We start from the raw sequence: 23089 nt of genomic DNA on the forward strand, positions 1-23089 counted from the left end.
GCGTCGGCCTGGTGCTCGTAGGGGTGGCGGGAGATGTAGTGCCCGTTCTCCCGGATCTCGTACATGTCGGCCGCGAAGTCGGTGGTGTTGAGGCTGACGTCCAGGCGGCGGTCGTGGCCGGCCCCGGTGACGCTCCAGCGGCCGGCGGCCACCGCGGACCACGTCAGGTGGATGTCTGCTCCGGTGCGGGCCCGCTCCGCGCGCTCGCGCTCGGCCTGCTCGTCGGCGCTGCGATGGCGGGCGGCCTCCAGCTCGGCCTGGTGCTGCTGCTCGGCCTCCTCACGACGCCGCAGGAACTCGGCCCGGCTCTGGGCGGCCTGGCGTTCCAGCTCCGCGAGGCGCTGGCGGGCGGCTTCCCGGCGGCGGGCGGCTTCGTGGCCGCCGGGCAGCGGGGGTAGGGCCTGGGGCTCCGCGCGGGCTGGCCAGGGCTCGGCGAGGTCGGTGCGGTGGTGCCGCCAGATGGTGAGCATGGCGCGGCCGTCCGCTGTGGCGACGACGTCGCCGTTCTCCTCCTGCTGGAGAAACCCGGCGGCGATGACCAGCTCGACCACCTTCCGCCGTACCCGGCGGCCCTTGGCGTCGAGCCGGGCCCCGGCGGGGACGAGGCGGTAGCCAGTGCCGTCCCACCACACGCCGCCTTCGCTGGGGTGCAGGCTGGCCGCCGCGACGAGGCTGTACACCCTGCTGGTCCACCCGGACTGCTCGCGGGCCTCCCGGGTCCGCTCGGCGGCGACGACCCGGCGAAAGTCGGCTTCGTGGTCGTCGGCATGGAGGCGGGCGGCGTGGCGGGCGTCGTCGCGGTGGGCGTGGGTGTCGCCGGCCTGGGCGGGGCGCCCGGCGTACCGGTCACCGCACTGAAGGCACCAGACCACCCACCACTGCACCCGGTCGGTTCCGGCGGGCCCGACGCCGACCGGGCAGGGGTTACGCAGACCCCACCCCAGGGCGCTGCCGCCTCCGGGTATCCAGGGGGCGCGGGTGGGGGTGGTCACTGGGGTACTTCTTCGCCCAGCCCGCTCCCGCGCTCGAACAGCAGGCCGCCGACGCCCTCGGGCCGGATCCGCTGGACGGGCCGACCCTGGCCGTGGCCCGCGAGTACGGCCGACTGCTCCAGGCGTACGAGCACCTGTTCTGGGACACTCTCGGACAGCTCGACTAGGGTCCGGGGTCTCCCGGGTCACGCCGACGGGCCGACCGGGCGCGGGGGGGCCGAGGCGTTCATCCCCCGCACCCGATCGGCCTCGCTCAGGCCTGCCAGTGCGGCTTGCCGCTGACCATCCGGCAGTAGATCATTCCCCCGTTGGCGTCATGGGTGCTCTTGCCGAGATCGGCGTTGCGGCAGAACTGCCCGGCCGCGTAGCAGTTCCCCGCGTTCGAGCGGACCTCGCACTCCGCACCGCCGGCCGCCGCGGTGTGCTGCGGCTCCGGGGCGGTCGGCGGCTGGGCCGTGGTGGTCTTCGGCTGCGGCGCCTTCGGGGTGGGCGACGGCGCGTGGGTGCTGGGGGCCGCCGCTGCGGGGGCGGTCGGCGTGCTCGGCGCGGGGTCCGACGCCGACGGCGGCGTGCCGGCCGGGGACGCGGCGGGCGGCGCCGCAGGCGGTGCGGCCGGCGGGGTCGACTGGGTGGTGGCGCCCGCCGGGGCGGTCACCGGGGGCGAGGCCTTGGCTCCGCCGTCGGCGGCCGACGGGTCGCAACCGGTCAGCGCCAGACCGACGGTGAGGACGAGTCCGGCGAAGCCGGCCAGGCCGGCGCACCGACGCCCGCGTATGCGTGAAGGCATGGGTGGAGAACGCTCCGTTCCGTTTGGATGAGGTGTGCGATTCAAGCAGAGCTCGCACACGATCCGCGCACGGATCTCCCACTCGTTGGCAGATCGAGATCTGCCGGCTACCGAGCGGCGCCGCCCTCCGGTCCGCCGTCACGCTGCGCCGAACCGCCGACCGCCCCAACAGGGGTATAGCGCCGGAGCGCAGGGGAATTCGGCATGTTCCTGACATGGCCAGCGGATCGCTACCGTTCCGGCAACCCCCACGCCGAACGAGGAGATCCCCCATGCTCCGCATCCGTGTGCTCGCGGTCGCCACCGCGCTCGCGGGCGTCGCCCTGACCGCCGCCCCCGCCGTCAGCGCGCCCGCTGACGACCCGTCCACAGTCGCCGCCCTCGCTTCCCCCGCGGCCCGGACCGCCCCGGCCCCGTCCGCGCTGCTCCCCGCGCTCCAGCACGACCTCGGACTCTCCCCGCAAGCCGCCGCCGACCGGCTGGCCGGGGAGAGCCGGGCCGCCCGGGTTCGGACCGCGCTCGCCGCCGCCCTGGGCTCCCGCTGGGCCGGGGCCTGGGTCGAGGGGCCGGACGCCGCCCTGGTGGTCGCCACCACGGACGCCTCCGTCGCCCGGACGATCACCGCGCACGGCGGCCGGGCCACCGTCGTCCGCAACGCCCTGGCCGCCCTCGACCGGGCGAAGGCCGCGCTCGACCGGGCGGCCCGGGCCGCCACACCCACCGCCACGCCGTTCTGGTCCGTGGACGTCCGCACCAACGCCGTCGTGGTCCGGTCCTCCGACGCCGCCCGGACCGAGGACTTCCTGCGCCGCTCCGGGGTGGACCGCGCGCTGGTCCGGGTCGAGCGGGCCACCGCCACGCCCCGGCCGCTGGCCGACCTGCACGGCGGCGACGCGTACTACATCGACAACGCAGCCCGGTGTTCGATCGGATTCCCCGTCACCCAGAACGGCCGGCCCGGCTTCGTCAGCGCCGGCCACTGCGGGCAGCCCGGTTCCAACGCGACGGCCTCCGACGGCAGTTCGATCGGCACCTTCCAGGGCTCGACCTTCCCCGGCAACGACTACTCCTGGGTGCAGGCCGGCCCGGGCTGGACGGCGCAGCCGCAGGTGAACGACTACGCGGGCGGCGCGGTGACGGTCGCCGGCTCGACCGAGCAGCCCGTCGGGTCCTCGGTCTGCCGCTCCGGCTCCACGACGGGCTGGCACTGCGGCACCGTCGAGGAGGTCAACGCCACCGCCACCTACCAGGAGGGCAGCGTCTACGGCGTCACCCGCACCAGCGTGTGCGCCGAACCCGGCGACTCGGGCGGGTCGTTCATCTCCGGCAACCAGGCGCAGGGCGTCACCTCCGGCGGCTCCGGCGACTGCACCTCGGGCGGCGAGACCTACTTCCAGCCCGTCAACCCGATCCTGAGCGCCTACGGCCTCACCCTGGCCGCCGGCTGAGCAGCTGAGCAGCCGGGCACCCGGGCGAGCCGCCGGCCGAACCGCTCGCCGAGCCACGGGCCGCCGTGAGGACAGGACCTAAGGCAGCCCCGCCGTCCGGCGCTCGAACACCTCGGGGCGCGCGGTCTCCAGGGCGGTGGCGACCGCACCGAGGAGGACGGCCTCCTCCCCCAGCAGGCTCGGCGCGAGCGTCGGACGCATCGGGGCGATCCGGTGCAGGGCCTGCTCCAGCGGTTCCAGGAGCAGGTCCGCGCTGTTGCCTATGCCGCCGCCGAGGACCACCAGGTCCGGGTCCAGTACGGCGGACAACACGGCGACGGCGTAGGCGAGTTGGCCGGCCTCATGGCCGACGGCCCGGACCGCCGCCGGGTCGCCGGCCCGGGCCCGTTCGAAGACCTGCTTGGCCGTGGGCGCGCCGCCCAGCCCGAGGTCCTGGGCGGTGCGCACCACGGCGTCCGCGGCGGCCTCCTGCTCGATGGTCGCCGGAGGCTCACCGGGGCGGGCGGGCAGCGGCACCAGGCCGATCTCGCCCAGCGCGCCGTGTGCGCCGAGCAGCAGTTCGCCGTCCTTGACCACGCCGACGCCCAGGCCGGTGCCGACCAGCAGGTAGGCGAACATCCGGCTGCCCCGGCCTGCGCCGAGGGTGTACTCGCCGAGCGCGGCCAGGTTGGCGTCATTGGCGACGGTGACGGCCACGCCCAGGCCCTCCCCGATCCGGTCGAACAGACCGGGCCGGCCCCAGCCGGGCAGGCTGGTGGCGTAGCGCACGCCGCGCCGCTGCTCGTCCCACACGCCCGGGGTGCCGATCACCGCGTGCACGATGTCGTCGGCGGCCAGGCCCGCCTCGTCGATGGCCTCGTGGGCGGCGGCGACCACGGCGTCGGCGACGGCGTTCGCCGAGCGGCCCCGGTTGGCCACGTCGCGGCGGGCGACGACCGTCCCGGCGAGGTCCGCGACGGCGACCCGCAGCCTGGCCCGCCCGATGTCCACGCCGAGCACGTGCCCGGCGGCCGGGTCGACCTCGTACAGCACCGCGGTGCGGCCGCGCTCGGGGGCCAGCCGACCGGCCTCGCGGACCAGCCCGGCCTGCTCCAGGGCGGCCAGGGCGGCGGACACGGTGGGCTTGGACAGGCCGGTGTCCCGGGCGAGTTGGGCGCGCGAGGAGCCGCCGCCGGTGCGCAGCAGTTCGAGCAGCAGCCATTCGTTGTTGCTGCGCAGCCGCTGCCGGTTCCACGGCACTGCCGGGGCCCCGGCCGCCGGGCGGTGGGTCGGCAGGTGGCTGCTCATCGGTTCCTCCGGTCTGGGCGGGAAGGCTGGCGGGCGGGCTGCGCCGGGTGGTGCCGGCACGGCCCGCGGCGTCCGGTGTCGGGTGCCGCCGCCCAAGTATGACCGGTGATCATTCCGTTCCCACCCCGGCTGCCGGCCCCGCGCCGCCCCGAGCCGCCCCCAGCGCGATCCTCGGGCCCGTCAGGACCACCAGGCCCGTCGGACCTGTCGGACCTGTCGGGCCCGTCGGGCGTGTCAGACCCGGGCCGGACTCGTCAGACCACCCAGCCGCCCGTCATCCGCCGCACCGCCGAGCCGTCCAGGTCGGCCAGCTTGGTGCCGGCGAAGGCCCGGGCCGCCTCGGAGGTCTGCACCCGCAGCGGCGGCCGCTCGGCGGTGAGGGCCGCGACGATCGGGGCGGCCGCCTGCTCCGGGGTCTGGGCCTGGGCGAAGGCCTTCTGCGTGCGGTCGACATAGGCCCGCAGGGCGGGGGCGTACGGGCCGGCCGCGGCGGTCAGCGCGGGGAGGTCGATGGCCTGGTTGCCGATGAACTCGCTGGCGACGGCGCCCGGTTCGACGACGGTGACGTGCACGCCGACGGTGGCGGCGACCGGCGCCAGCGACTCCATGAAGCCCTCGACGGCGAACTTGGCGGCGCAGTACGCCTCGTTGAAGGGCTGTCCGACCACGCCGCCGACGCTGGTCACGGTGACGACCCGGCCGCCGGAGGCCCGCAGGTGCGGCAGTGCGGCCCGGGTGACCTCGACCACACCGAAGAAGTTCACCTCCATGGCGGCCCGCACCGGCGCCGTCCCGTCCTGCTCGATCGTGCCGACGTGGCCGGCGCCCGCGTTGTTGACCACCGCGTCGAGCCGGCCGTGCCGGGCGAGGACGGTCTCCAGGCAGGCGGTGACGGAGGCCGGATCGGTGACGTCCAGCTGCTCGACCTCGATCCGCCTGTCGACGCCCGCCTCGGCGGCGGCGCGCCGCAGGGCCTCGGCCCGTCCGGTGTCGCGCATGGTGGCGACGACGCCGTACCCGGCGCGGGCGGCGGCCACGGCGGCGGCGAGGCCGATCCCGGAGGAGGTGCCGGTGATGAGGACGATCGGGGCGGCGTCGGTGTCCATGGAAGTCTCTCCTCGGATCTCCCCGGCTTCTCCGGGGAAAAGTGTGTGCGTGCGCACGCACCATACATTTAGGTGCACGCGCACGCAACCGGTCGACAGCCCGGCGGCGCCGGTCGGGCGGCCGTCACACCTTCGCCAGCGCACCCTCCACGTCCGCCCACAGGTCCTCGGGGTGCTCGATGCCCACCGACACCCGCACCGTCCCCGGGCCGATCCCGGCGGCGGCCAACTCGGCGTCGTCGAGCTGGCGGTGGGAGGTGCTGGCCGGGTGGAGCACGAGGGTGTGCACGCCGCCGAGGGAGGGGGCGAGGGCGGCCAGGCGGACGGACTCGGTGAAGGTGCGGGCCGCCTCGCGGCCGCCGACGAGGTCGAAGGCCAGGACGCCGCCGTGGCCGTCGGGCAGGAGCCGGCGGGCGAGGTCGTGGTCGGGGTGCCCGGGCAGGCCCGGGTAGTGGACGGCCCCGACCGCGGGGTGGGCGGCGAGGCGACCGGCCAGGTCGAGGGCGCTCTCACAGTGCCGGCGGACCCGCAGGGCGAGGGTCTGGAGGCCGCGCAGGGTCAGCCAGGCGGCGAACGGGTCGACGGCGGCGCCGAGTTCGATGGCGTAGTGCCAGACCTTGCGGTGCAGTTCGGCGTCCGCGAGAACGGCGACGCCGGCCAGGACGTCCGAGTGGCCGCCGAGGTACTTGGTGGCCGAGTGGATGACGACGTCCGCGCCGTACTCGATCGGCCGGCAGAGCAGCGGCGTCGCGAAGGTGTTGTCCACGACGCTGACCACCCCGGCCCGCTTGGCGACGCCGATCAGCCCGGGCAGGTCGGTGACCCTGGTGGTGGGGTTGGAGATGGTCTCCAGGTGCAGCAGCCGGGTGGTGGGCCGCAGGGCCGCCTCGACCTCGGCCGGGTCGTCGCCCCCGACGTGGGTGACCTCCACCCCCCAGCGCTCGGCGAGGTCGGCGAGCACGGCGAAGGTACCGCCGTACAGGCTTCGCTGGGCGATCACGTGGTCGCCGGAGCGCAGCAGGGCGAGCAGGACGGTGTTGATCGCGCCCATGCCGGAGGCGGTGGCGATCGCACCGGCGCCGCCTTCGAGGTCGGCCACCGCCGTCTCCAGCGAGCGGACGGTCGGGTTGCCGTAGCGGTTGTAGAAGAAGGCCCCGCCCGGGCCGCTGAAGGCCTGGGTGAGCGCGTCGCTGGTGTCGAAGGCGAAGAGGTGGCTCTGGTGCAGTGGCACGCCCATCGGGCGGCTGCCGGTGATGTCCGCGAGAGGCGGGTGGACGATCCGGCTCTCGGGGCGCAGCGCGCCGGGGGCCCAGTGTCCGTCGGGGGCCCAGTGTCCGTCGGGGGTCCGGTGTCCGTCGGGGGTCTGCTGTCCGCCAGAAGCCTGCTGTCCGTCGGGGGCCCGGTGGCCGAGGTAGTCGCTCATGCCGCCCATCGTCGGGCCGGTCGCACGCCGCGCCCAGGGCCAATCGCGCCCGGGTGGCCCGCCCCGGTGCCGCTGCGGCTCCGGGGCGGGCCACCGCGACTCACTTGCGGCGGCCGAAGATCCGCTTCGCGGCGTAGACGATGCCGACGATCAGCAGCACGAAGAACAGGATGATCAGGATGACCACGACGATCAGGAACTTGCCGAGCTTGGCGAAGAAGCCCGACTTCTTCTTCTCGTCCTTGGCCGCGAGGTGGGCGGCCGGCGCGGTCTGACCGCTCCGGGTGCTGACGGAGACGGCCGGGCCCGCCGCCGGGGCGGCCGGGCCGGAGCCGGTGACGGAAACGGTGGTGGCGGCGGCCGCGACGGGCCGGGGTGCGGCCGTCGCCGTCGCGCTCGACGCCGCGGCGGTGAGGCCGACGGCGGCCAGCAGTGCCACCAGGGCGCCGGCTATCGAACGTGCGATCCGGTGAGTCATCGTGCTCCTCGTACGGGTTCTGAGCAGCGCGGAGGAGCCTGGCTGACCGGATCCGCTGGTCTGACCAGGTGGTTTTCTCATCTGCGCCTAGTATGCTCCACTGAGTTTCTACAGCGGTGTAAAAGTTTAGCGACGGGCCTGCCCGGATCGGCTCCGGCCCCGGTCACGCACGCCCGCCGGTTCGACGGGGGTTTCGTGGCAACTGTGGAGGATGACGACGTGTCTGGTCGCAGGGGTTCCCCCGGAGCCGGAAAATCGCCGCGCCGGGCGGCCGGCGGCTCGCCGGAGGGCCGCATACCCGACGGCCGCACACCCGAGGACCGCACCGCGGAGGGCCGCCCGGCGGACGGCGGCCAGGCCGGCCGGACCGGTCAGGCACGCAGGGCCGGTCAGGCGAGCGGGGCCGGTCAAGCAGGCGGGGCCGGTCAGGCGGGCCGCACGAGCCGGGCGAAGCCGAAGGCCAAGCGCAGCACCAAGGAGAAGGTGCTCTGGGTGACGGCCGGCTGCACCGCCCTCCTCGTCCTCGGCGGCTGCGCCGTCTACTACCGCCTGAACAGCAACCTCACCACCTTCGACGGCGATGCCCTCAGCAAGGACCGGCCGGCCGCCGCGGCCCCGGACGCCCAGGGCCGCTCCCCGGTCAACGTCCTGCTGATCGGCTCGGACAGCCGCGGCAACGGCAACAGCGACCTGGGCGGCGGCGGGGACGGCGGCGCCCGCTCGGACACCGCGATCCTGCTGCACGTCTACGCCGACCACAAGCACGCCGTCGGCATCTCCATCCCCCGCGACTCCCTGGTCACCATCCCGCCGTGCAAGCTCCCGAACGGCAAGTGGACCAAGGAGCAGACCAATGTGATGTTCAACAGCGCCTTCTCGGTGGGCGACAGCGACCAGGGCAACCCGGCCTGCACCCAGAACGCCGTCGAGAAGCTCACCAACCTGCGGGTCGACCACACCATCGTGGTGGACTTCAACGGCTTCGCCTCGATGACGAAGGCGGTCGGCGGCGTCGAGGTCTGCCTGCCGAACGACATCCACGAGGGCGATCTGAACCCGAACCTGGGCAAGAAGGGCAAGCTGGTCTTCCCCAAGGGCAAGCAGAAGGTGGAGGGCCAGTCCGCGCTCGACTTCGTCCGAGTGCGGCACGGCATCGGCGACGGCTCCGACATCGGCCGCACCAAGCGTCAGCAGGCCTTCCTCTCCTCGCTCATCAAGGAGGTCAAGTCCCGCGGCATGGACCCGACCACCCTCCTGCCGCTCGCCGACGCCGCGACCAAGTCGCTCACCGTCGACCCCGACCTCGGCTCGGCGGCCAAGCTCCTCTCCTTCGCCATGTCGCTCAAGGACGTCAACCTGCACGACGTCAAGTTCGTGACGGCGCCGTGGCGTTACGAGGGCCCGCGAGTCGCCCTCGTCCACCCCGACGCGGACCAGCTCTGGGCCGCACTCAAGGCCGACCGCACCCTGGACGGCCAGGACGCCAGCGCCACCGCCGCGGACTCCACCGCGCCGGGTACCCCCGCCGCCGAGGCCACCCCCAGCCCCACCGCCACCACCCCCGTGCCGGACGCCAAGGGCGGCGAGGCCAAGCCCGCCGACGTGAAGGTCGCCGTGCTCAACGGCACCGGCGCGACCGGGCTCGGCGGCAAGGCCGCGGAGGCTGTCAAGGGCGCCGGCTACACCGTGACCAGCGTCGGCAACGCGACCGGCAAGCCGCGCTCCACCACGGTCGTCGAGTACGGCGCGGGCGAGCGCGCCGCGGCCGACGCGGTCGCGAAGCTGTTCCCGGGTGCCACCGTCCAGGCCGGCGGCAAGGGTGTCAGCGTGGTGCTCGGTCACGACTTCGCCGCCGCCAATCCGGCCGGTGCCGCCGACCCGGCCGCCTCCGCGTCGGCCGGCGCCCCGGCCGCTCCGGCCCCGGTGCCCAGCAGCGTCGCCAACGCCGCCCGGTCGGCCGACGACGACCCGTGCGCCAACGTGTCGTACGGCTGACCCGGACGGGACGCACGACGACGGCGGGGCGCCTGCGGATCCCGATCCGGAGGCGCCCCGCCGTCGCGAGGTGCGCGGGGCGTGCTGGGCCTGCGAGGTCTACGAGGCCTGCGGGGTCAGCGCCTGGTGCCGCAGGACGGGCAGAACGCGGCGCCCTCCGGGATGTCCTGGTGGCACTGGCCGCACTGGGTCGGCTGGGCGAGCCGGTGGCCGCAGCCCGGGCAGAACGGCGTGCCGTGCGTCTCCGCCGAGCACTGCGGGCAGACGAGCTGGCGCGGCGTCCGCACGTCGAACTCGGCGCCGGACTGCTGGCCCTGCTGGTAGGAGCGGTCGGACACCATGTCGTTGAGGCCGCGCCGCTGCGCCGCCATCGCCTCGGCCGCCGTGTCCGGGGCGCAGTTGTGGCACAGGCCCTGGCCCGGGTCGAAGCAGCGGCCGCAGACGTAGTGGGTGCAGCGGGCGCAGCGGTTGAAGTGCACCTGGGCGTTGGTGATCGCGCGCTGGAAGGCGGCGTCGCGCGCGTTGCCCCAGGTGTGGCCGGCCAGGCCGTCGGCGGCGTTGCTGATGGTGTTGGCGTTGCCGCCGATGAGGTTCCAGGCGGCGCTGACGCCCTTGCCGATCCAGCCCGCCACCTGACCGGTGGTGAACGCCTCGAACGACGAGCGCCAGGTGTCGGAGCAGCGGTAGCAGGAGAACTCGAACTGGAAGCCCGCGCCGGTGCCGTGCTGCTCGCACAGGTCGCGGTAGTTGCTGCTGAAGTAGATCTCGGAACTCACGTCGTCCCCGGTCGATGAAGTGGCATGTCGGCGGTCCCCGGGCCCCCCAAGGTGCCGACACGGATGGGGCGGGTCACGGGGGCGCTGCACAGAATCGCACATGCCGTCATATTTTGTGAATCTCTTATGGACAACGCCTCGTGATCGCCGCACCGAGGGACGTCCGGGCCCACCGGTCCGGTTCCGATCATGCCGGTACCGATCAGGCCGGTTCCGGTCCGATCGGAACCGGTCTCGTCGAAACCGGCCGACGTCTCTTCAGAGCCCGGCGACCGGCAGCAGCAGGACCCGCGCCGGATCGAACCGCTCCCAGCCCGCCGGCCGCCCGCTGCGACTCACCCGCAACCGGCACCACCGCTGCCCGGCGGAGTCCTGCCACCAGCCGCTGATCCGCCCGGACGCCCAGGCGCCGTCGCCGAGGTCCACCTCGACCGGCTGGTACACCCACTGGACGTCCGGGTCCGCCGGTTCCCCGACGGCCACAGGACTGCGCCGACTCTCCACCACGGTTCCGCCTCCCGACCCGACCCCGGCGCGCGGCCTCCCCGGTCGGGCGGCCACGCGACCAGGCGTGCAGCTCACCCCGGAAACTCTACAGGCGTGTAGAGAAGGACGGGAGGAGTTCCGCCGAAGCCCTCACCCGGCTCAGTGGCGGCTCCGGCGCGCGCTACGGCGGCGGCGCCACAGGGCGAACGGCACGACGGCGGCCAGCCCGAGCGCGTCCGGCGCCGACGGCGCCTGCACCGGCGCGGCCGCGCCCGCCGGCACCTTGCCGAAGGTGTCCGGGACGGGCAGGGTGGACCAGTCCGTGAGCGGCCACGCGACGACGAACGCCCGGCCGATCACGTTCCCCACCGGCACGAAGCCGTCACCGGTCTCGTTGTGGTGCGGGCGGGAGTCCCGCGAGTTGTTGCGGTGGTCGCCCATCACCCAGAGCTTGCCCTTGGGGACGGTGACGATGCCCACCGGGTCCTGGTCGCAGGGCGCCGAGCCGGGGAACAGGTACGGCTCGTCCAGCGCGACGCCGTTCACCTTCAGCGGGCTTCCCGCCTTGCACTCGACGGTGTCCCCGCCGACCGCGATCACCCGCTTGATCAGGTCCTTCTCGTCCGCCGAAGGCATCAGGCCGACGGTGCTCAGCACCTTCTGGACCGAGCTCATGACCGAGCCGTCCGCGTGCGTCGGCACGCTCTCCAGCCAGCCGCCCGGATCACGGAAGACCACCACCTCGCCACGCTCGGGCTCGGCACCGAACCACGGCGTCAACTTGTCGACCAGCACCCGGTCGCCGATCGCCAGGGTCTGCTCCATCGAACCGGAGGGGATCGAGAAGGCCTGGACGAAGAAGGTCTTGATGCCGAGCGAGAGCAGCAGGGCGATCACCAGCAGAATCGGGAGCTCCTGCCAGAACGGGCGCTTCTTCCGCCCGCTCTTGGCGTCCGGCTCCGCACCGCCGGTCCCGTCGGCCCCACCGGTCGGACCGCTGCCGCCGCTGCCGTCGCCGCCGCCGGAACCACCGCCGGCCCGGCCGGATCCGCCGCCGGAGGCCCCGAAGGCCCCCGCCGCGCCCGGGACTTCGGGCGCACCCACCGCACCGCGCTCCCCGGTTCCACCGCTCTCGCCGGACTCCGTGCTCTGCTGGACACTCATCTTCTCGGCCCCTCCCGACGGCCTGGCGGGAGACCGGAACGGAAAACCCCCGCTGTCAGGGAACGAACCTACCGAACGGAGGTTCCCGGGCGCGCCCTGACATGGATCCGCTCACCCTGAGGACCGAACAGACTGAGGAACTCCACCGGCTGCGGCCCGGCGTTGCCGAAGGCGTGCGGGGTCCGGGTGTCGAACTCGGCGGCCTCACCGGCCGTCAGCACCAGGTCGTGCGAACCGAGCACCAGCCGCAGCCGGCCGGACAGGACGTACAGCCATTCGTGGCCCTCGTGCACCTTCAGCTCCAACTCGGGCTCGGTGCCCCGGCCGGGCGGCATGATCTGCTTGAAGGCGTGCAGACCGCCGAGGTGGCGGGTGAGCGGGATGATGGTCTGGCCGTTCCTGGTCACCGGGCGGGGATGGACCCGGGGGTCACCGGTGGCCGGGGCGCCGACCAGTTCGTCCAGCGGCACCCGGTACTCCCGGGCCAGCGGCAGCAGCAGTTCCAGGGTCGGCTTGCGCTGCCCGGACTCCAGCCGGGACAGCGTGCTGAGCGAGATCCCGGTGGCGGCGGCCAGTTTGGCGAGGGTGGTGCCGCGCTCGCGTCGCAGGGCGCGCAGCCGGGGGCCCACTGTGGTGAGGACGTTCTCGAAGTCTTCGTCGGCCATGCCTGCCATTCGCCGGGACGGCAAGGGTGTTTGTCAAACCGGCACACCGGTGCACGGGCGCGCGGGCGCGTCGGCGCGCCCTATGCTGTCCGGCCATGCGCATCCACCTCACCCGGGACAGCGTCGCGGCCGGCGACGACGCCGACGCCCCGCACGCCGCGGCGCTCGCCCTACCCGACGGCCTCGATCTGCCGGAGGCGCTCGCCGCCCTCGGACTCCCCCGGCCGTACCTGCCCCTGATCGGCGGCGGCCGCGCCAGCTGGATCCTGCGCTCCGGCGACGGCACCCCGCTCGCCGTACTCGCCCAGCAGTGGCCGCGCGCCCGGCCGCTCCCGGGCGTCCGGGGCCCGCTCGCCCGCCTGGCCGGGCCGGACGGCGACGTCCGGCTGCACGCCGAGTACCGGCGCCAGCTGGACCCGGACGCCGAGTACGACCGGCTCGCCGCCGGCTGAGACCGGGGCACCGGAGCCCGCCGGGGGCTCCGCCGAAGCCCGCCCGGGGCATGACCGGCTGCCCCGCGGCGTGGCCCGGTGGCGGCGTGCGTCGCTACCGGGCCCCGCCGCGGGGTCGGTGCCGGCGGCTACCGGTACTCGCGCAGGCGCGGCCGGACACCCAGCGCGGTGAGGGCGAGCGCCGCCGCCAGCGCCCCCGCGGCCAGGGCCGCCGTGCTGGCGTCGAGGTCGCCGTCGGTCGCGGCGACCGCCGAGTCCATCGCCATGGCGTTGACCGCGATGGTGTCCCCGATGGCCGTGCTCAGCTGGTCGAAGTCGTAGTTGGACTGCCCCTGGGAGAGACCGGTGTTGAGCGTCACCGCCTCCTTGAGCCGGCCCTCGTCGCGCAGCGCGCGGATCTTCCGGTCGTCCTGCTGGTACTGCTGGAAGGCGGCCAGCACCCGCTCTGCGGCGTCCTGCTCGCCGGGGAAGGTGATGTTGTGCAGTTCGGTGCCGAGGTAGCCGCCGAAGGGGACGGCCGCGTGGTCGGCGCGGTGCCGGGCGGCGGCGGCCGCCAGTTGGGCGTTGTAGTCGGCGAGGGTGGCGCCGTCCAGGCGGGCGATCGCCTGGGTCTTGTCGAGGAAGCTCTGCTCGTAGGCGGCCGCGCGGGACGGGTCTGTGAGGTAGCGGCTCTCGTCGGCGTTCAGGTCGAAGGCGACGGCACGGGCGCGGCTGAGCGCGATCACCGAGTCGTAGGCGTTGCTCTTGGCGGTCACCAGGTGGTCGTCGGCGCGGCTGACCAGGTGCAGGCCGATCGCCAGCACGACGCCGGTGAGCAGCGTGACTGCGGCCAGCGCCGGGTTGACGACGCGGTGGTAGCGCACCGCCAGGACGCGCTGGAGCCCGAGCAGCGCGGCGAGTGCGAGCAGGCCGACCGCGAGCAGCCACCACCAGCCGCTGCCGAGGGCGTCGCGGCGCTCGGTGTAGACCTGCTCGACGGTGGCCTCGTTGGCGGCGGTGACCTGGTCGGCGGCGGGCAGCAGTTGCTGGCGCAGCAGGTCGGTGGCCTGGCGGTAGGCGTCCAGGGCGGCGGGCGAGGGCTGGCCAGCCGGGGCCTTGGCCTGCTCCTCCAGCAGCTGGGCGCGGGCCACCAGGGCCTCGTAGCTGCCGAGCTGGCCGAGCACCTGCTGGACGGCGCTCTGGCCGGCCGGGTCGGCGGCGGCGGCCTGGGCGGCCTGCTGGAGGTCGCCGTCGGCCTGCGCACGGCGCTGCTCGTAGGTGTCGAGGGTCTGCTTGCGCAGCGCCGTGTAGTCGGGGTCGGCGCCGACCAGCAGCAGGTTGGCGGCCTGGGCGTCCATGTCGCTGAGCGCGAAGTAGAGGTCGGCGGCGCGGGTGGCCTGCGGGGCGGCCCGGTGGCCGATGGTGTCGGTGCCGTCGCGGGCCCCGCCGAGGACGGTGGTGGCGGCCGCGCCGAGGCCGATCAGGGCGGCCAGGCTGAGCGTAGTGAGGCCTCGGACCAGGCGCGGAGTGGTCCAGTAGGCGCGGCCGCCGACCGTCCGTGCGCCGTGCCGGAGCCGGGCCAGGGCGCTCGGGGCGGCCGTTGTCCGAATCGCTGTCCGGGCCGATGTCCGGGCCGTTGTTGTGGCCGTTGTCCTGGCCAATGGTCCGGCTGGGGCCGGTTCCCCCGCCGGACCGGTTTCCGTCCCCGGGGCCGCCTCCCCCGTGGTGGCCGTCGTGCCCGCTGCCGAGGTGGTCATGGCCGCACGTTCCTCTCCCCCGCTGCACGGTCCGCCGGGGTTTCCTGCTGAAACCGGAGCAGAACCGTTTCTCTCCGCCGGGCGACGCTAGTGCCGCGCCACCTGCGGGAAGCCGCCCCCTGACGGCTCCTTGACGCCGCCGGGCGCCGTTCTTGACGCATCCTTAGCGACCGTCCCCGGCGCCCGGCGGTGTCCGCCGGTTCGCGGTGGTTCTCGGCGGTGGTGAGTGGTGAGTGGTGAGTGGTGAGTGGTGAGTGGTGATGGGTGGTGGCCCGCGGTGGTGGGCGGGTCAGCCCTGCCCGGCCCGGCGGCCGCGGTTCGCCGTGTTCTTCCGCCGGGCCCTCTTCTTGCGGGCGCGCTTGGACATCGCGTGCTCTCCGATTCCGGGGAAGGGCTTCAAGCGGCCTGGCCGACCAACTGGTCTGCCAGCTTGACCAGGCGCTTCAGCGAGCGCTCCTCCTGGGCGGCCTGCGCCACCGGCGCCACCGAACCGCCGTCGTAGTAGGCGCCGTTGGCGACCGCGACGTCCGGCAGGCAGAGCCGGACGACGGCCGCCGCACCCTCCGCCGCCGGCGCGCCGGCCCGCCCGTACAGCGGCAGCAGCGCCGTGTCGCACAGGCCCGGGTTGAGGCTGACGGCGGTGATGCCGGAGCCGGCCGGGGCCATGTCGGCGGTCGCCATGGTGAGCGCGAGCTGCGACTGCGCATACGCGGCCACCCGCGAGTACCTCTTCACCCGGTGCGGGTCCGACCAGTTCATCGAAGCCGTCCGGTGCAGCGAGGACGAGACGTTGACGATCCGGGCGTCGCCGGATGCCGAGAGCGGCGCCCGCAGCAGCCTGGCCAGCAGGTGCGCGGCCAGGAAGTTGACCTGCAGCGAGACCTCGTTGCCGTCGTCGGTCAGCGTGCAGCGCTCGGGCGCCATCGCGGCGGCGTTGTTGACCAGCAGGTCCAGCGCCGGGTAGTGCTTGACGACCGTACCGGCCAGCACCGCGACCTCCGAGAGGCGGGTGAAGTCGGCGGCCAGCTCGACGAGTTGGTCCCGGCGGGCGCCGGCGTCGACCAGCCGGGCGACGGCCGCCTCGGCCTCCGGGGTGGTCCGGGCGTGCACCAGCACGGTGGCGCCCAGCCCGGCGAGCAGCCGGGCGGTCTCCCAGCCGATGCCGGAGGAGGCGCCGGTGACGAGGGCGGTACGAGCGGACAGGGCGGATTCGGACATGACCGTTCCCAGGGTGCGGGGCACCGCCGGCCCTGTCCGGGCCGGGGTGCGGGCTCAAAAGACCTGATGAGATGCGGAACTCGCGCGCCCGCCCGCACCCCGCGCCGATCGGGCGACGGGGCGGGGCGCGGCACGTGCCGTGCCCTCCGGCGGGGAGGCGCGGATCAGCGCACGGCGATGGCGGCCGCGGCGACGCGGACCGGCGGCCGCGGATGCGGCGGGCGGTCGTGGTGGCGTGCCGGGCGGTTCATGCTCCTCATCCAACCGGCGGGCGCGGACCGGGGCAAGCGCCGCGCCGCCGCCCTGACGAATCCCTGACGCCGGGCGAACAGCCGTGCGGCCGACGCCGGTTGCGGCCGCCGGTCAACCCGCACCGGATTTCGGCGCACGGCGGAGCCGGTCGCGAGCACCGCGCCCGAGCCGACCGCGCCGCGCCGCGCCGCGCCCCACCCCGCCCCGCTGTCAGAGCCAGTTGCGGCGCTTGAAGACCACGTACAGCCCGGTGCAGACCAGCGCCATCAGCCCGATCGCGAACGGGTAGCCGAACGCCCACTTGAGCTCCGGCATGATCTCGAAGTTCATCCCGTAGACGGTGCCGATCAGCGTCGGCGCGAAGAGGATCGCCGCCCAGGAGGAGATCTTCTTGATCTCGTCGTTCTGCACGTGCCCGGCCTCGGCGAGCTGCTTCATCTCCTCGTTCTGCCGCTGCGAGACCAGCGTCGCGTTCACGGTCAGGATGTTCTGCAGCATCTGCCGGAAGCCGTCCACCCGCTCGGCGGCGTAGGTGGCGTGGTCGGCGACGTCGCGCAGGTAGCGCTGCAGCTCGTCGTCGGTGCCGTACTTGCCGAAGCCCGCCTCCAGGCTCCTCATGATCTCCAGCAGCGGCCGGGTCGCCCGCTGGAGCTCGATCACCTCGCGGGACAGCTCGTAGATGCGCCGGGAGACCTGCGGGTCGCCGCCGAACACCTCCGTCTCGATCTCGTCGATGTCGTGCTGGAGCCCGGCGATCACCGGCGCGTAACCGTCCACCACGGCGTCCAGCACCGCGTACAGCACCGCCTCCGGGCCGAGCGCGAGCAGGTCCGGGTCCGTCTCCAGGCGGCGGCGCACCGCGGACAGGTCCGGCGCCTGGGAGTGGCGGACGGTGAGCACGAAGTCGGGGCCCACGAAGAGGTGGATCTCGCCGAAGTCGACCTCCTCCGCCTCGTCCAGGTAGCGCGCGGCACGCAGCACCACGAACAGCGTGTCGCCGTAGCGCTCCAGCTTCGGCCGCTGGTGGGCGACGATGGCGTCCTCGACGGCCAGTTCGTGCAGGTTGAACCGGTCCGCCGCCTCCAGCAGCTGCGCCTCGGCCGGGCGGTACAGGCCGATCCAGGCCATCGCGCCGGGCCGGTCGGGCAGTTCGCGGTAGATGTCGGCGAGGTTCGCCGGTGCGTCGATCCGCCGCCCGTCCCGGTAGACCGCCGCGTCCACCACCGAGCGCTCCAGGGTGACCGGCTCGACGGGCTGGTCGGGCCGCGGATCCATCGAGTGCTCCGGCGCCGGCTGCGTGTCGACGGGGCCGGAGCCCCCGACGGGGCGGGAGAACGGACGCTTGCTCGCGCGCACGGCGCGCACACGCCAGTCGGACATGGCGGATACCTCCACGGTGGGTGCCCGGGCCGCCGTCCGGGGACAGCGGGCCGGAGGCGCCCGGCCGGCCACCACGCGCACGGCGCGACCGGCGGCACCTCGTCGAGGACGAGGTCAGCGCCGCGCGGGAGCCGTACGGGAGGAGGAACGCCGGGTGCCGCGAATGGTGCGGGACAACCGGGGGCGGGGCCGACTTCGACCCGGACTACTGCACTCCACGGCTCTCACCTCCTCGGCTCCGCGCGCCCGCGCACCGAAAGGGGGGCCTGCACAACTCCCGCCGAGTGTAGTACCCGCTCCCGGGTGCCTCCCACCGCCCGCCCCCGGGGGCCCGCGCGGCAACGTTCCGGGCCGGTCGTGCGCCCGGCGCGTTCGGGCTCCAACGGCCGCCCGCACCCTGCCCGTTCGTCCCGCCGATGCGACTACGGGGCCGCCACCGCCCGACTACGCTACGTGTCATGACTTCTTCGGAAACGGCCCCCGGGCGGGGCACGGCGGTGGTGATCGGCGGCGGACTGGCCGGCACGGTGGCGGCCTGGGCCCTGCGCGGGTTCGCCGAGCGGATCGTGGTGGTGGAGCGGGACCGCTACCCGGCGGAGCCCACGTTCCGGGCCGGGGTGCCGCAGGGCCGACACGCGCACCTGGTGCTGGAGGCCGGGCACCGGGCGCTGGAGGAGATGATGCCCGGCATCAAGAAGGAGCTCACGGAGGCGGGCGCGATGAGGGTCGCCGTCTCGGGCGATCTGAAGTGGCTCAGCTCGGCGGGGTGGATGGCGCAGTACCCGGCGCAGCTCGCCTTCCTCTCCTGCACCCGGCCGGTGCTGGACAAGGCGGTGCTGGACCGGGTCCGCGCCGATCCCGCGATCGAGTTCCTGGAAGGCGCCGACGTGGTCGGCCTGCTCGGGTCGGCCCGCACGGTGACCGGCGTCAAGGTCCGCGACCGCGGGCCAGAGCGCGGCGAAGTCCGGGAGATCCCGGCCGAGTTGGTGGTGGACGCGGCCGGCCGCACGACCTCGGTGCCGGACTGGCTGGCGGAGCTGGGCCACCCGCCGGTGCCCGAGGAGCGGGTGGACGCGGGCGTCGCGTACTCCTCCCGGCTGTTCCACCGCCCGGCCGGCGTCGACATCGGCTACAAGGCGATATACCTGCAGACCAAGGCCCCCGACGCGCCCCACCTGGGCGTACTGCTGCCGGTCGAGGGCGACCGCTGGATCGTCAGCGTCGCCGGCATGCGCGGCGCCGAACCCGAGCCCGGCGAAGCCGGGTTCACCAAGCAACTGGCCCGGCTGCGCGACCCGAGCATCCGCGAGGCGCTCCAGCAGGCCGAGCCGGCCGGCGAGGTGCGCGGCTTCGTCCCCGGCCCCGGCATCCGGCGACACTACGAACGCAGCGCCCCGGACGGCCTGGTGGTGGTCGGCGACGCCGCCAGCACCTTCAACCCGGTGTACGGGCAGGGCGTCACCGTCGCCCTGTTCTGCGCCCGCGAGCTGCGCCGCACCGCCCTGCGCCACGGCGGCATCGGCCACGCCACGGCCCGGGACGCCCGGCGTGCGATCGCGGCCGTCTCCAAGAACCCGTGGGTGATGTCCTGCACCGAGGACGTCCGCTTCGCCGCCACCACCGGCGGCCCCTCCGGCGCCCTGCTCGCGTTCCAGCACCGCTTCCTCGACAAGGTGCTGGCCGGCGCCGCCCACGACCCGGCGGTCACCGCCGCGTTCCACGAGGTGATGTCGCTGGTCGCCCCGCCGACGCTGCTGTTCCGCCCGTCGCTCCTCGCCGCCATCCTGCGGAGCTGACCGGCCGGGGGCGCCCTCGGGTGAGGAGAGCCGGCCTGCTCCGCACAGGCTGCCGACCAGGGGCGCGCCCGGCCCGCCGTGCGCCCGGCCGGAACCGTCAGACGGGCTCCAGGTGCGCGGCCACGTACGGCACGGCGACCTGCTCCAGGGCGCCGCGGCCGAACGCCGGGTGGACGTTGACCTCGAAGACCACGCCGCCGCTCTCGGCGGCGAGGTCGACACCGGCCAGCGGCAGGCCCAGGCAGGCGACCGCGCGGATCGCCAGGTCCGCGAGCCCCCGGGGCAGTTCGGCGGCGGCGAGCGGGGCGGAGACGGCGCCGCGGCTCTCGTTGCAGGGGGCGTCCGGATCCGCCTGCACGTGTTCGACGACCCGGACCACCCGGCCGTCGAGCACCACCACCCGGTACTGGTGGCGGCGGCCGTCCGGGGTGAAGTTGCGGGCGTCCCGGGCGATCAGCCAGTCCGCCCCGTCGTCCTCGTAGTGCCGTGCGGCGGAGGCGAGTTGGGCGTGGGTGGTGACGTGGAAGACGTCGTCGCCGCCCATCCCGACGCAGGGCCGGGCCCAGACGTCGCCGCCGAGCCGGTCGAAGGCCTCGGCGGCGGCCCGCGGGCTCGGCCGGGACAGCGAGACGGTCGGCATGTGCGCGACGCCGTCGCGGGTGAAGCGGGCCACCGTGAGGTCCTTCTCGGTGGCCGCCCGCCAGGCCTGCACATCGGTGCCGAGTGAGCGGGCGCCGTGCGCGCCCAGCAGCCGCTGGAAGGGCGCGAAGTCGCGCCGCCGGTGCGGCGGGATCTCGTAGACCACGACGGCGTCGGCCGCCACGCTGCGGCCGTCCGCCTCCAGGCGCAGCCCGCCCTCGTCGTCGGGGCGGATCCGGCCGCCCCCGCCGGTCATGAAGTGCCGGGCGTCGAGCAGCACGGGCGCCCGGCCGGTGAGGGCCCGGGCGGCGGCGACGAGGACGTCCCGGCTTCCTTCGGTCGAACTGTGATCAGTCAGGAGAACGAGCTCACGTCGACCCATGCGGGTCATGGAAGCCCGGGGCCCGCGCCCCGGCAAGGGGGCCCCACGAGCCAACACCCGCCCCACTGGCCGAAACCCGCGCGGACGCGGTGCGCTCCCCCGGTAATTCGGATGCGGACGCTTCACCCGCCCCGCTATCCTGGCCGCATGTCTACGCCCCGAATTTCCTAGCCAACGGACCCGCCTCCACACCACCCGTGTGTCCGTTCGCTGTTTCGGAGCGTTATCCCATGATCACCACCCGTGGTGTCGACCTGCGCGTCGGCGCCCGCCTGCTGCTGTCCGACATCACCGTCCACATCGCCCCCGGCGACCGGATCGGCCTGGTCGGCCGCAACGGCGCCGGCAAGACCACCCTGCTCGCCACCCTCGCCGGACAACTGCCGCCCGCCGCCGGGACGGTCACCCGCACCGGCCCCGTCGGCTACCTCCCGCAGGACTCCCGCGCCGCCGACCCGTCCGCCACCGTCACCGACCGCATCCTGTCCGCCCGCGGCCTGGCCACCGCCGTCCGCGCGCTGCGCGCCGCCGAGGAGGCGATGGCGCAGGCCGACGGACCGCACGACCAGCGCCGGGCGATGGACGTCTACGTTCGCGCCGAGGCCGAGTTCCAGTCCCGGGGCGGCTACGCGGCCGAGGCCGAGGCCGCCCGGGTCGCAGCCGGCCTCGGACTGCCCGCCCGGGTCATGGACACCCCGGTCGGCACCCTCTCCGGCGGCCAGCGCCGCCGGGTCGAGCTGGCCCGGATCCTCTTCGCCGACCACGGCACCCTGCTGCTCGACGAACCCACCAACCACCTCGACGCCGACTCCGTCGCCTGGCTGCGCGGCTTCCTCGCGTCCCACCAGGGCGGGCTGGTCCTGATCAGCCACGACCTCGGTCTGCTCGCCGACACCGTCAACCGGGTCTTCCACCTCGACCCGCAGCGCGCCGCGATCGACGTCCACAACACCGGCTGGCGGGCCTACCTCGACCAGCGCGCCGCCGACGAGCGCCGCCGCACCAGGGAACGGGCCAACGCCGAACGCAAGGCCGCCGCCCTGCACGCCCAGGCCGACCGGATGCGGGCCAACGTCGCCACCGCCACCAGCGCCCGCAGCATGGCCCGCCGCGCCGACCGGATGCTCGCCGACCTCGAACCCGCCCGGCAGGCCGAACGGACGGCCCGGATCCGGCTGCCCGAACCCGCCCCCTGCGGCCGGATGCCGCTCGGCGCGATCAGCCTCGCCAAGGCCTACGCCGGCCGCCCGGTGCTCACCGGCCTCGACCTGGCCGTCGACCGGGGCAGCCGGATGGTCGTGCTCGGCCTGAACGGCGCCGGCAAGACCACCCTGCTGCGCGTCCTGGCCGGCCACGAGAGCCCCGACACCGGACGGGTGGTGCCCGGCCCGGGCCTGCGGCTCGGCTACTTCGCGCAGGAGCACGACACCCTCGACCCGGCGCGCAGCGTCCGCGACAACCTCGCCCAGGCCGCGCCCCACCTGAGCGACGGCGAACTGCGGCACGTCCTCGGCGCGTTCCTGTTCCGCGGCGACGACGCCGACAAGTCGGCCGGGGTCCTCTCGGGCGGTGAGAAGACCCGGCTGGCGCTGGCCGGCCTGGTCCACTCCGGCGCCAACGTCCTGCTGCTCGACGAGCCCACCAACAACCTCGACCCGGCCTCCCGGGCGGAGGTGCTGGCGGCGGTCGGCACCTACCCGGGCGCGATCGTGATGGTCACCCACGACCCGGGTGCCATCGAGGCCCTGCGACCCGACCGCGTCCTGCTCCTCCCCGACGGCGACGAGGACCTGTGGCACGACTCCTACCTGGAGCTGGTCGCCCTGGCGTGAGCGGCGCCGCCCGCCCGCCAGCCCGGCCGCGCCCCGCCGGTCTCCCCGGCGGGGCGCGGCCGGGCCTGAACCGCCCTACGGCCTGCGCGCCTCGATCAGGAAGCGCGCGGAGTGGGCGACGAACGGCCCCTCCGCCCGGATCAGGGCGTCCAGTTCGCGCAGCCGGTCCCGGTAGGCCGCCACGGTGAAGCCCGGAACCATCCAGATCACCTTCCGCAGGATATGGCGGGACTGACGTTTCCGCCCAGCTCAGGGGCATGATCGACCATCCGGAGTCAGCAAAAGGTCAGCAAGACTCCCGGAGGTTCCAACCACCATCGCGACCACAGGCCTCACCCGCGGCATGGGCAGCTTCTGCAAGGAGTGCGAGCACCCCGAGTCCCGCTGGAGCAAGTACCCGCACGAGTACAAGATCAGGTACCGCAACGCGGCAGGACGCCAGACGGAGGAATCCGGCTTCGCCACTCAGGACAAGGCCAAGCGAGGAGGCCGTCCGCAACAGCTGGAACACCGCGGCCGCCGGGGGCTCCTACGTCGTCTCCGCCGCACCTTCCACCTGGTACACAGACTTCCGCGCCGACATCGCACGCATCGACGTACCGGTCCCGATCCTGCACGGCACCGGCGACCGCATCCTGCCCGTCGACAACACCGGACGGCCCTTCCGCCGGGCACTGCCGTCCGCCGAGTACGTCGAGGCGGCCGGCCCGGGGGCATCCCCGGGCCGGCCGGCCTGCTGGTGCGGAGCGTCGTGGTGCGGTGCGTCCGGACCCGGCCCGGTCGGGTCGGGTCGGG

20 protein-coding genes and 2 pseudogenes are annotated in these 23089 nt (G+C 74.6%); 7 read left to right on the forward strand and 15 right to left on the reverse strand.

Features of this window, described 5'->3' with window-relative positions; all coding sequences use genetic code 11:
* Nucleotides 1-167 precede the first annotated feature (167 nt).
* Nucleotides 168-398, forward strand: a complete 231-nt coding sequence (locus tag ACIOGZ_RS04970) for a hypothetical protein (RefSeq protein ID WP_400984917.1) — start codon at nt 168-170, stop codon at nt 396-398.
* 590 nt (nt 399-988) lie between these two features.
* On the opposite strand, the gene ACIOGZ_RS04975 is transcribed toward ACIOGZ_RS04970, so the two are convergent.
* Nucleotides 989-1126: a hypothetical protein gene (locus tag ACIOGZ_RS04975; protein ID WP_363582697.1), complete on the reverse strand. Its 138-nt coding sequence runs from the start codon at nt 1124-1126 to the stop codon at nt 989-991.
* A 119-nt stretch (nt 1127-1245) separates the two neighbouring features.
* On the reverse strand, nt 1246-1779 hold the full coding sequence (locus ACIOGZ_RS04980) for a hypothetical protein (protein WP_400984919.1): 534 nt from the start codon (nt 1777-1779) through the stop codon (nt 1246-1248).
* A gap of 272 nt (nt 1780-2051) precedes the next feature.
* Between ACIOGZ_RS04980 and ACIOGZ_RS04985 the strand changes: the two genes are divergently transcribed.
* Entirely contained in the window at nt 2052-3227 is a 1176-nt protein-coding gene (locus ACIOGZ_RS04985; protein ID WP_400984921.1) for a trypsin-like serine protease, read from the forward strand.
* A 78-nt stretch (nt 3228-3305) separates the two neighbouring features.
* Here the strand turns inward: ACIOGZ_RS04985 and ACIOGZ_RS04990 are convergent, their stop codons facing one another.
* The 4 genes from ACIOGZ_RS04990 to ACIOGZ_RS05005 all read right to left on the reverse strand — a co-directional run bounded on the left by ACIOGZ_RS04990 (nt 3306) and on the right by ACIOGZ_RS05005 (nt 7521).
* A complete protein-coding gene (locus tag ACIOGZ_RS04990; RefSeq protein ID WP_363582691.1) occupies nt 3306-4514 on the reverse strand; it encodes an ROK family transcriptional regulator in 1209 nt (402 codons plus the stop codon).
* A 254-nt stretch (nt 4515-4768) separates the two neighbouring features.
* Nucleotides 4769-5620: an SDR family NAD(P)-dependent oxidoreductase gene (locus ACIOGZ_RS04995; RefSeq protein WP_400984923.1), complete on the reverse strand. Its 852-nt coding sequence runs from the start codon at nt 5618-5620 to the stop codon at nt 4769-4771.
* Nucleotides 5621-5744: 124 nt separating this feature from the next.
* Nucleotides 5745-7043 carry a trans-sulfuration enzyme family protein gene (locus ACIOGZ_RS05000; protein WP_400984925.1) on the reverse strand — a complete coding sequence of 433 codons (1299 nt, stop codon included), beginning with the start codon at nt 7041-7043 and terminating at the stop codon, nt 5745-5747.
* 100 nt (nt 7044-7143) lie between these two features.
* Nucleotides 7144-7521 carry a hypothetical protein gene (locus ACIOGZ_RS05005; RefSeq protein ID WP_063350731.1) on the reverse strand — a complete coding sequence of 126 codons (378 nt, stop codon included), beginning with the start codon at nt 7519-7521 and terminating at the stop codon, nt 7144-7146.
* Nucleotides 7522-7740: 219 nt separating this feature from the next.
* Between ACIOGZ_RS05005 and ACIOGZ_RS05010 the strand changes: the two genes are divergently transcribed.
* Nucleotides 7741-9516 (forward strand): LCP family protein, encoded by a 1776-nt coding sequence (locus tag ACIOGZ_RS05010; RefSeq protein ID WP_400984927.1) that lies wholly within the window; start codon nt 7741-7743, stop codon nt 9514-9516.
* Between the two features lie 116 nt (nt 9517-9632).
* Here ACIOGZ_RS05010 and ACIOGZ_RS05015 read toward each other — a convergent pair whose 3' ends face one another.
* From ACIOGZ_RS05015 to ACIOGZ_RS05030, 4 genes are all read right to left on the reverse strand, one after another.
* Entirely contained in the window at nt 9633-10292 is a 660-nt protein-coding gene (locus tag ACIOGZ_RS05015; RefSeq protein ID WP_363582685.1) for a double zinc ribbon domain-containing protein, read from the reverse strand.
* Nucleotides 10293-10550: 258 nt separating this feature from the next.
* A complete protein-coding gene (locus ACIOGZ_RS05020) occupies nt 10551-10799 on the reverse strand; it encodes a hypothetical protein (protein ID WP_363631316.1) in 249 nt (82 codons plus the stop codon).
* Nucleotides 10800-10937: 138 nt separating this feature from the next.
* Nucleotides 10938-11942 carry a signal peptidase I gene (gene lepB, locus ACIOGZ_RS05025; protein ID WP_400984929.1) on the reverse strand — a complete coding sequence of 335 codons (1005 nt, stop codon included), beginning with the start codon at nt 11940-11942 and terminating at the stop codon, nt 10938-10940.
* A 68-nt stretch (nt 11943-12010) separates the two neighbouring features.
* Nucleotides 12011-12607: a helix-turn-helix domain-containing protein gene (locus ACIOGZ_RS05030; RefSeq protein ID WP_063350727.1), complete on the reverse strand. Its 597-nt coding sequence runs from the start codon at nt 12605-12607 to the stop codon at nt 12011-12013.
* A gap of 95 nt (nt 12608-12702) precedes the next feature.
* Between ACIOGZ_RS05030 and ACIOGZ_RS05035 the strand changes: the two genes are divergently transcribed.
* Complete coding sequence (locus ACIOGZ_RS05035; protein WP_363617074.1) at nt 12703-13059, forward strand: hypothetical protein; 357 nt, start codon at nt 12703-12705, stop codon at nt 13057-13059.
* Between the two features lie 128 nt (nt 13060-13187).
* On the opposite strand, the gene ACIOGZ_RS05040 is transcribed toward ACIOGZ_RS05035, so the two are convergent.
* The 3 genes from ACIOGZ_RS05040 to ACIOGZ_RS05050 form a co-directional block, all read right to left on the reverse strand.
* The gene (locus ACIOGZ_RS05040) at nt 13188-14699 is read right to left on the reverse strand and encodes a hypothetical protein (protein WP_363582677.1); all 1512 of its coding nucleotides are present in this window, start codon (nt 14697-14699) and stop codon (nt 13188-13190) included.
* Nucleotides 14700-15191: 492 nt separating this feature from the next.
* Nucleotides 15192-16013: an SDR family NAD(P)-dependent oxidoreductase gene (locus ACIOGZ_RS05045; protein WP_363582675.1), complete on the reverse strand. Its 822-nt coding sequence runs from the start codon at nt 16011-16013 to the stop codon at nt 15192-15194.
* Nucleotides 16014-16475: 462 nt separating this feature from the next.
* Nucleotides 16476-17645, reverse strand: a complete 1170-nt coding sequence (locus tag ACIOGZ_RS05050) for a magnesium and cobalt transport protein CorA (protein ID WP_363582673.1) — start codon at nt 17643-17645, stop codon at nt 16476-16478.
* A 458-nt stretch (nt 17646-18103) separates the two neighbouring features.
* Between ACIOGZ_RS05050 and ACIOGZ_RS05055 the strand changes: the two genes are divergently transcribed.
* Nucleotides 18104-19441, forward strand: a complete 1338-nt coding sequence (locus ACIOGZ_RS05055) for an FAD-dependent monooxygenase (protein WP_363631323.1) — start codon at nt 18104-18106, stop codon at nt 19439-19441.
* A 97-nt stretch (nt 19442-19538) separates the two neighbouring features.
* On the opposite strand, the gene ACIOGZ_RS05060 is transcribed toward ACIOGZ_RS05055, so the two are convergent.
* Nucleotides 19539-20462: an alpha-L-glutamate ligase gene (locus tag ACIOGZ_RS05060; RefSeq protein WP_363582669.1), complete on the reverse strand. Its 924-nt coding sequence runs from the start codon at nt 20460-20462 to the stop codon at nt 19539-19541.
* 230 nt (nt 20463-20692) lie between these two features.
* On the opposite strand from ACIOGZ_RS05060, the gene ACIOGZ_RS05065 reads away from it, so the two are divergent.
* Entirely contained in the window at nt 20693-22294 is a 1602-nt protein-coding gene (locus tag ACIOGZ_RS05065; protein ID WP_363631326.1) for an ABC-F family ATP-binding cassette domain-containing protein, read from the forward strand.
* A gap of 75 nt (nt 22295-22369) precedes the next feature.
* Here the strand turns inward: ACIOGZ_RS05065 and ACIOGZ_RS05070 are convergent.
* Nucleotides 22370-22519, reverse strand: a pseudogene (locus tag ACIOGZ_RS05070) (SAM-dependent methyltransferase); the annotation flags it as partial.
* A gap of 239 nt (nt 22520-22758) precedes the next feature.
* Between ACIOGZ_RS05070 and ACIOGZ_RS05075 the strand changes: the two are divergent.
* Nucleotides 22759-23001 (forward strand): annotated as a pseudogene (locus ACIOGZ_RS05075) (alpha/beta fold hydrolase); the annotation flags it as partial.
* Between the last annotated feature and the right edge of the window lie 88 nt (nt 23002-23089).

Source organism: Kitasatospora sp. NPDC088160, from assembly GCF_044741445.1.
Classification (GTDB): domain Bacteria; phylum Actinomycetota; class Actinomycetes; order Streptomycetales; family Streptomycetaceae; genus Kitasatospora.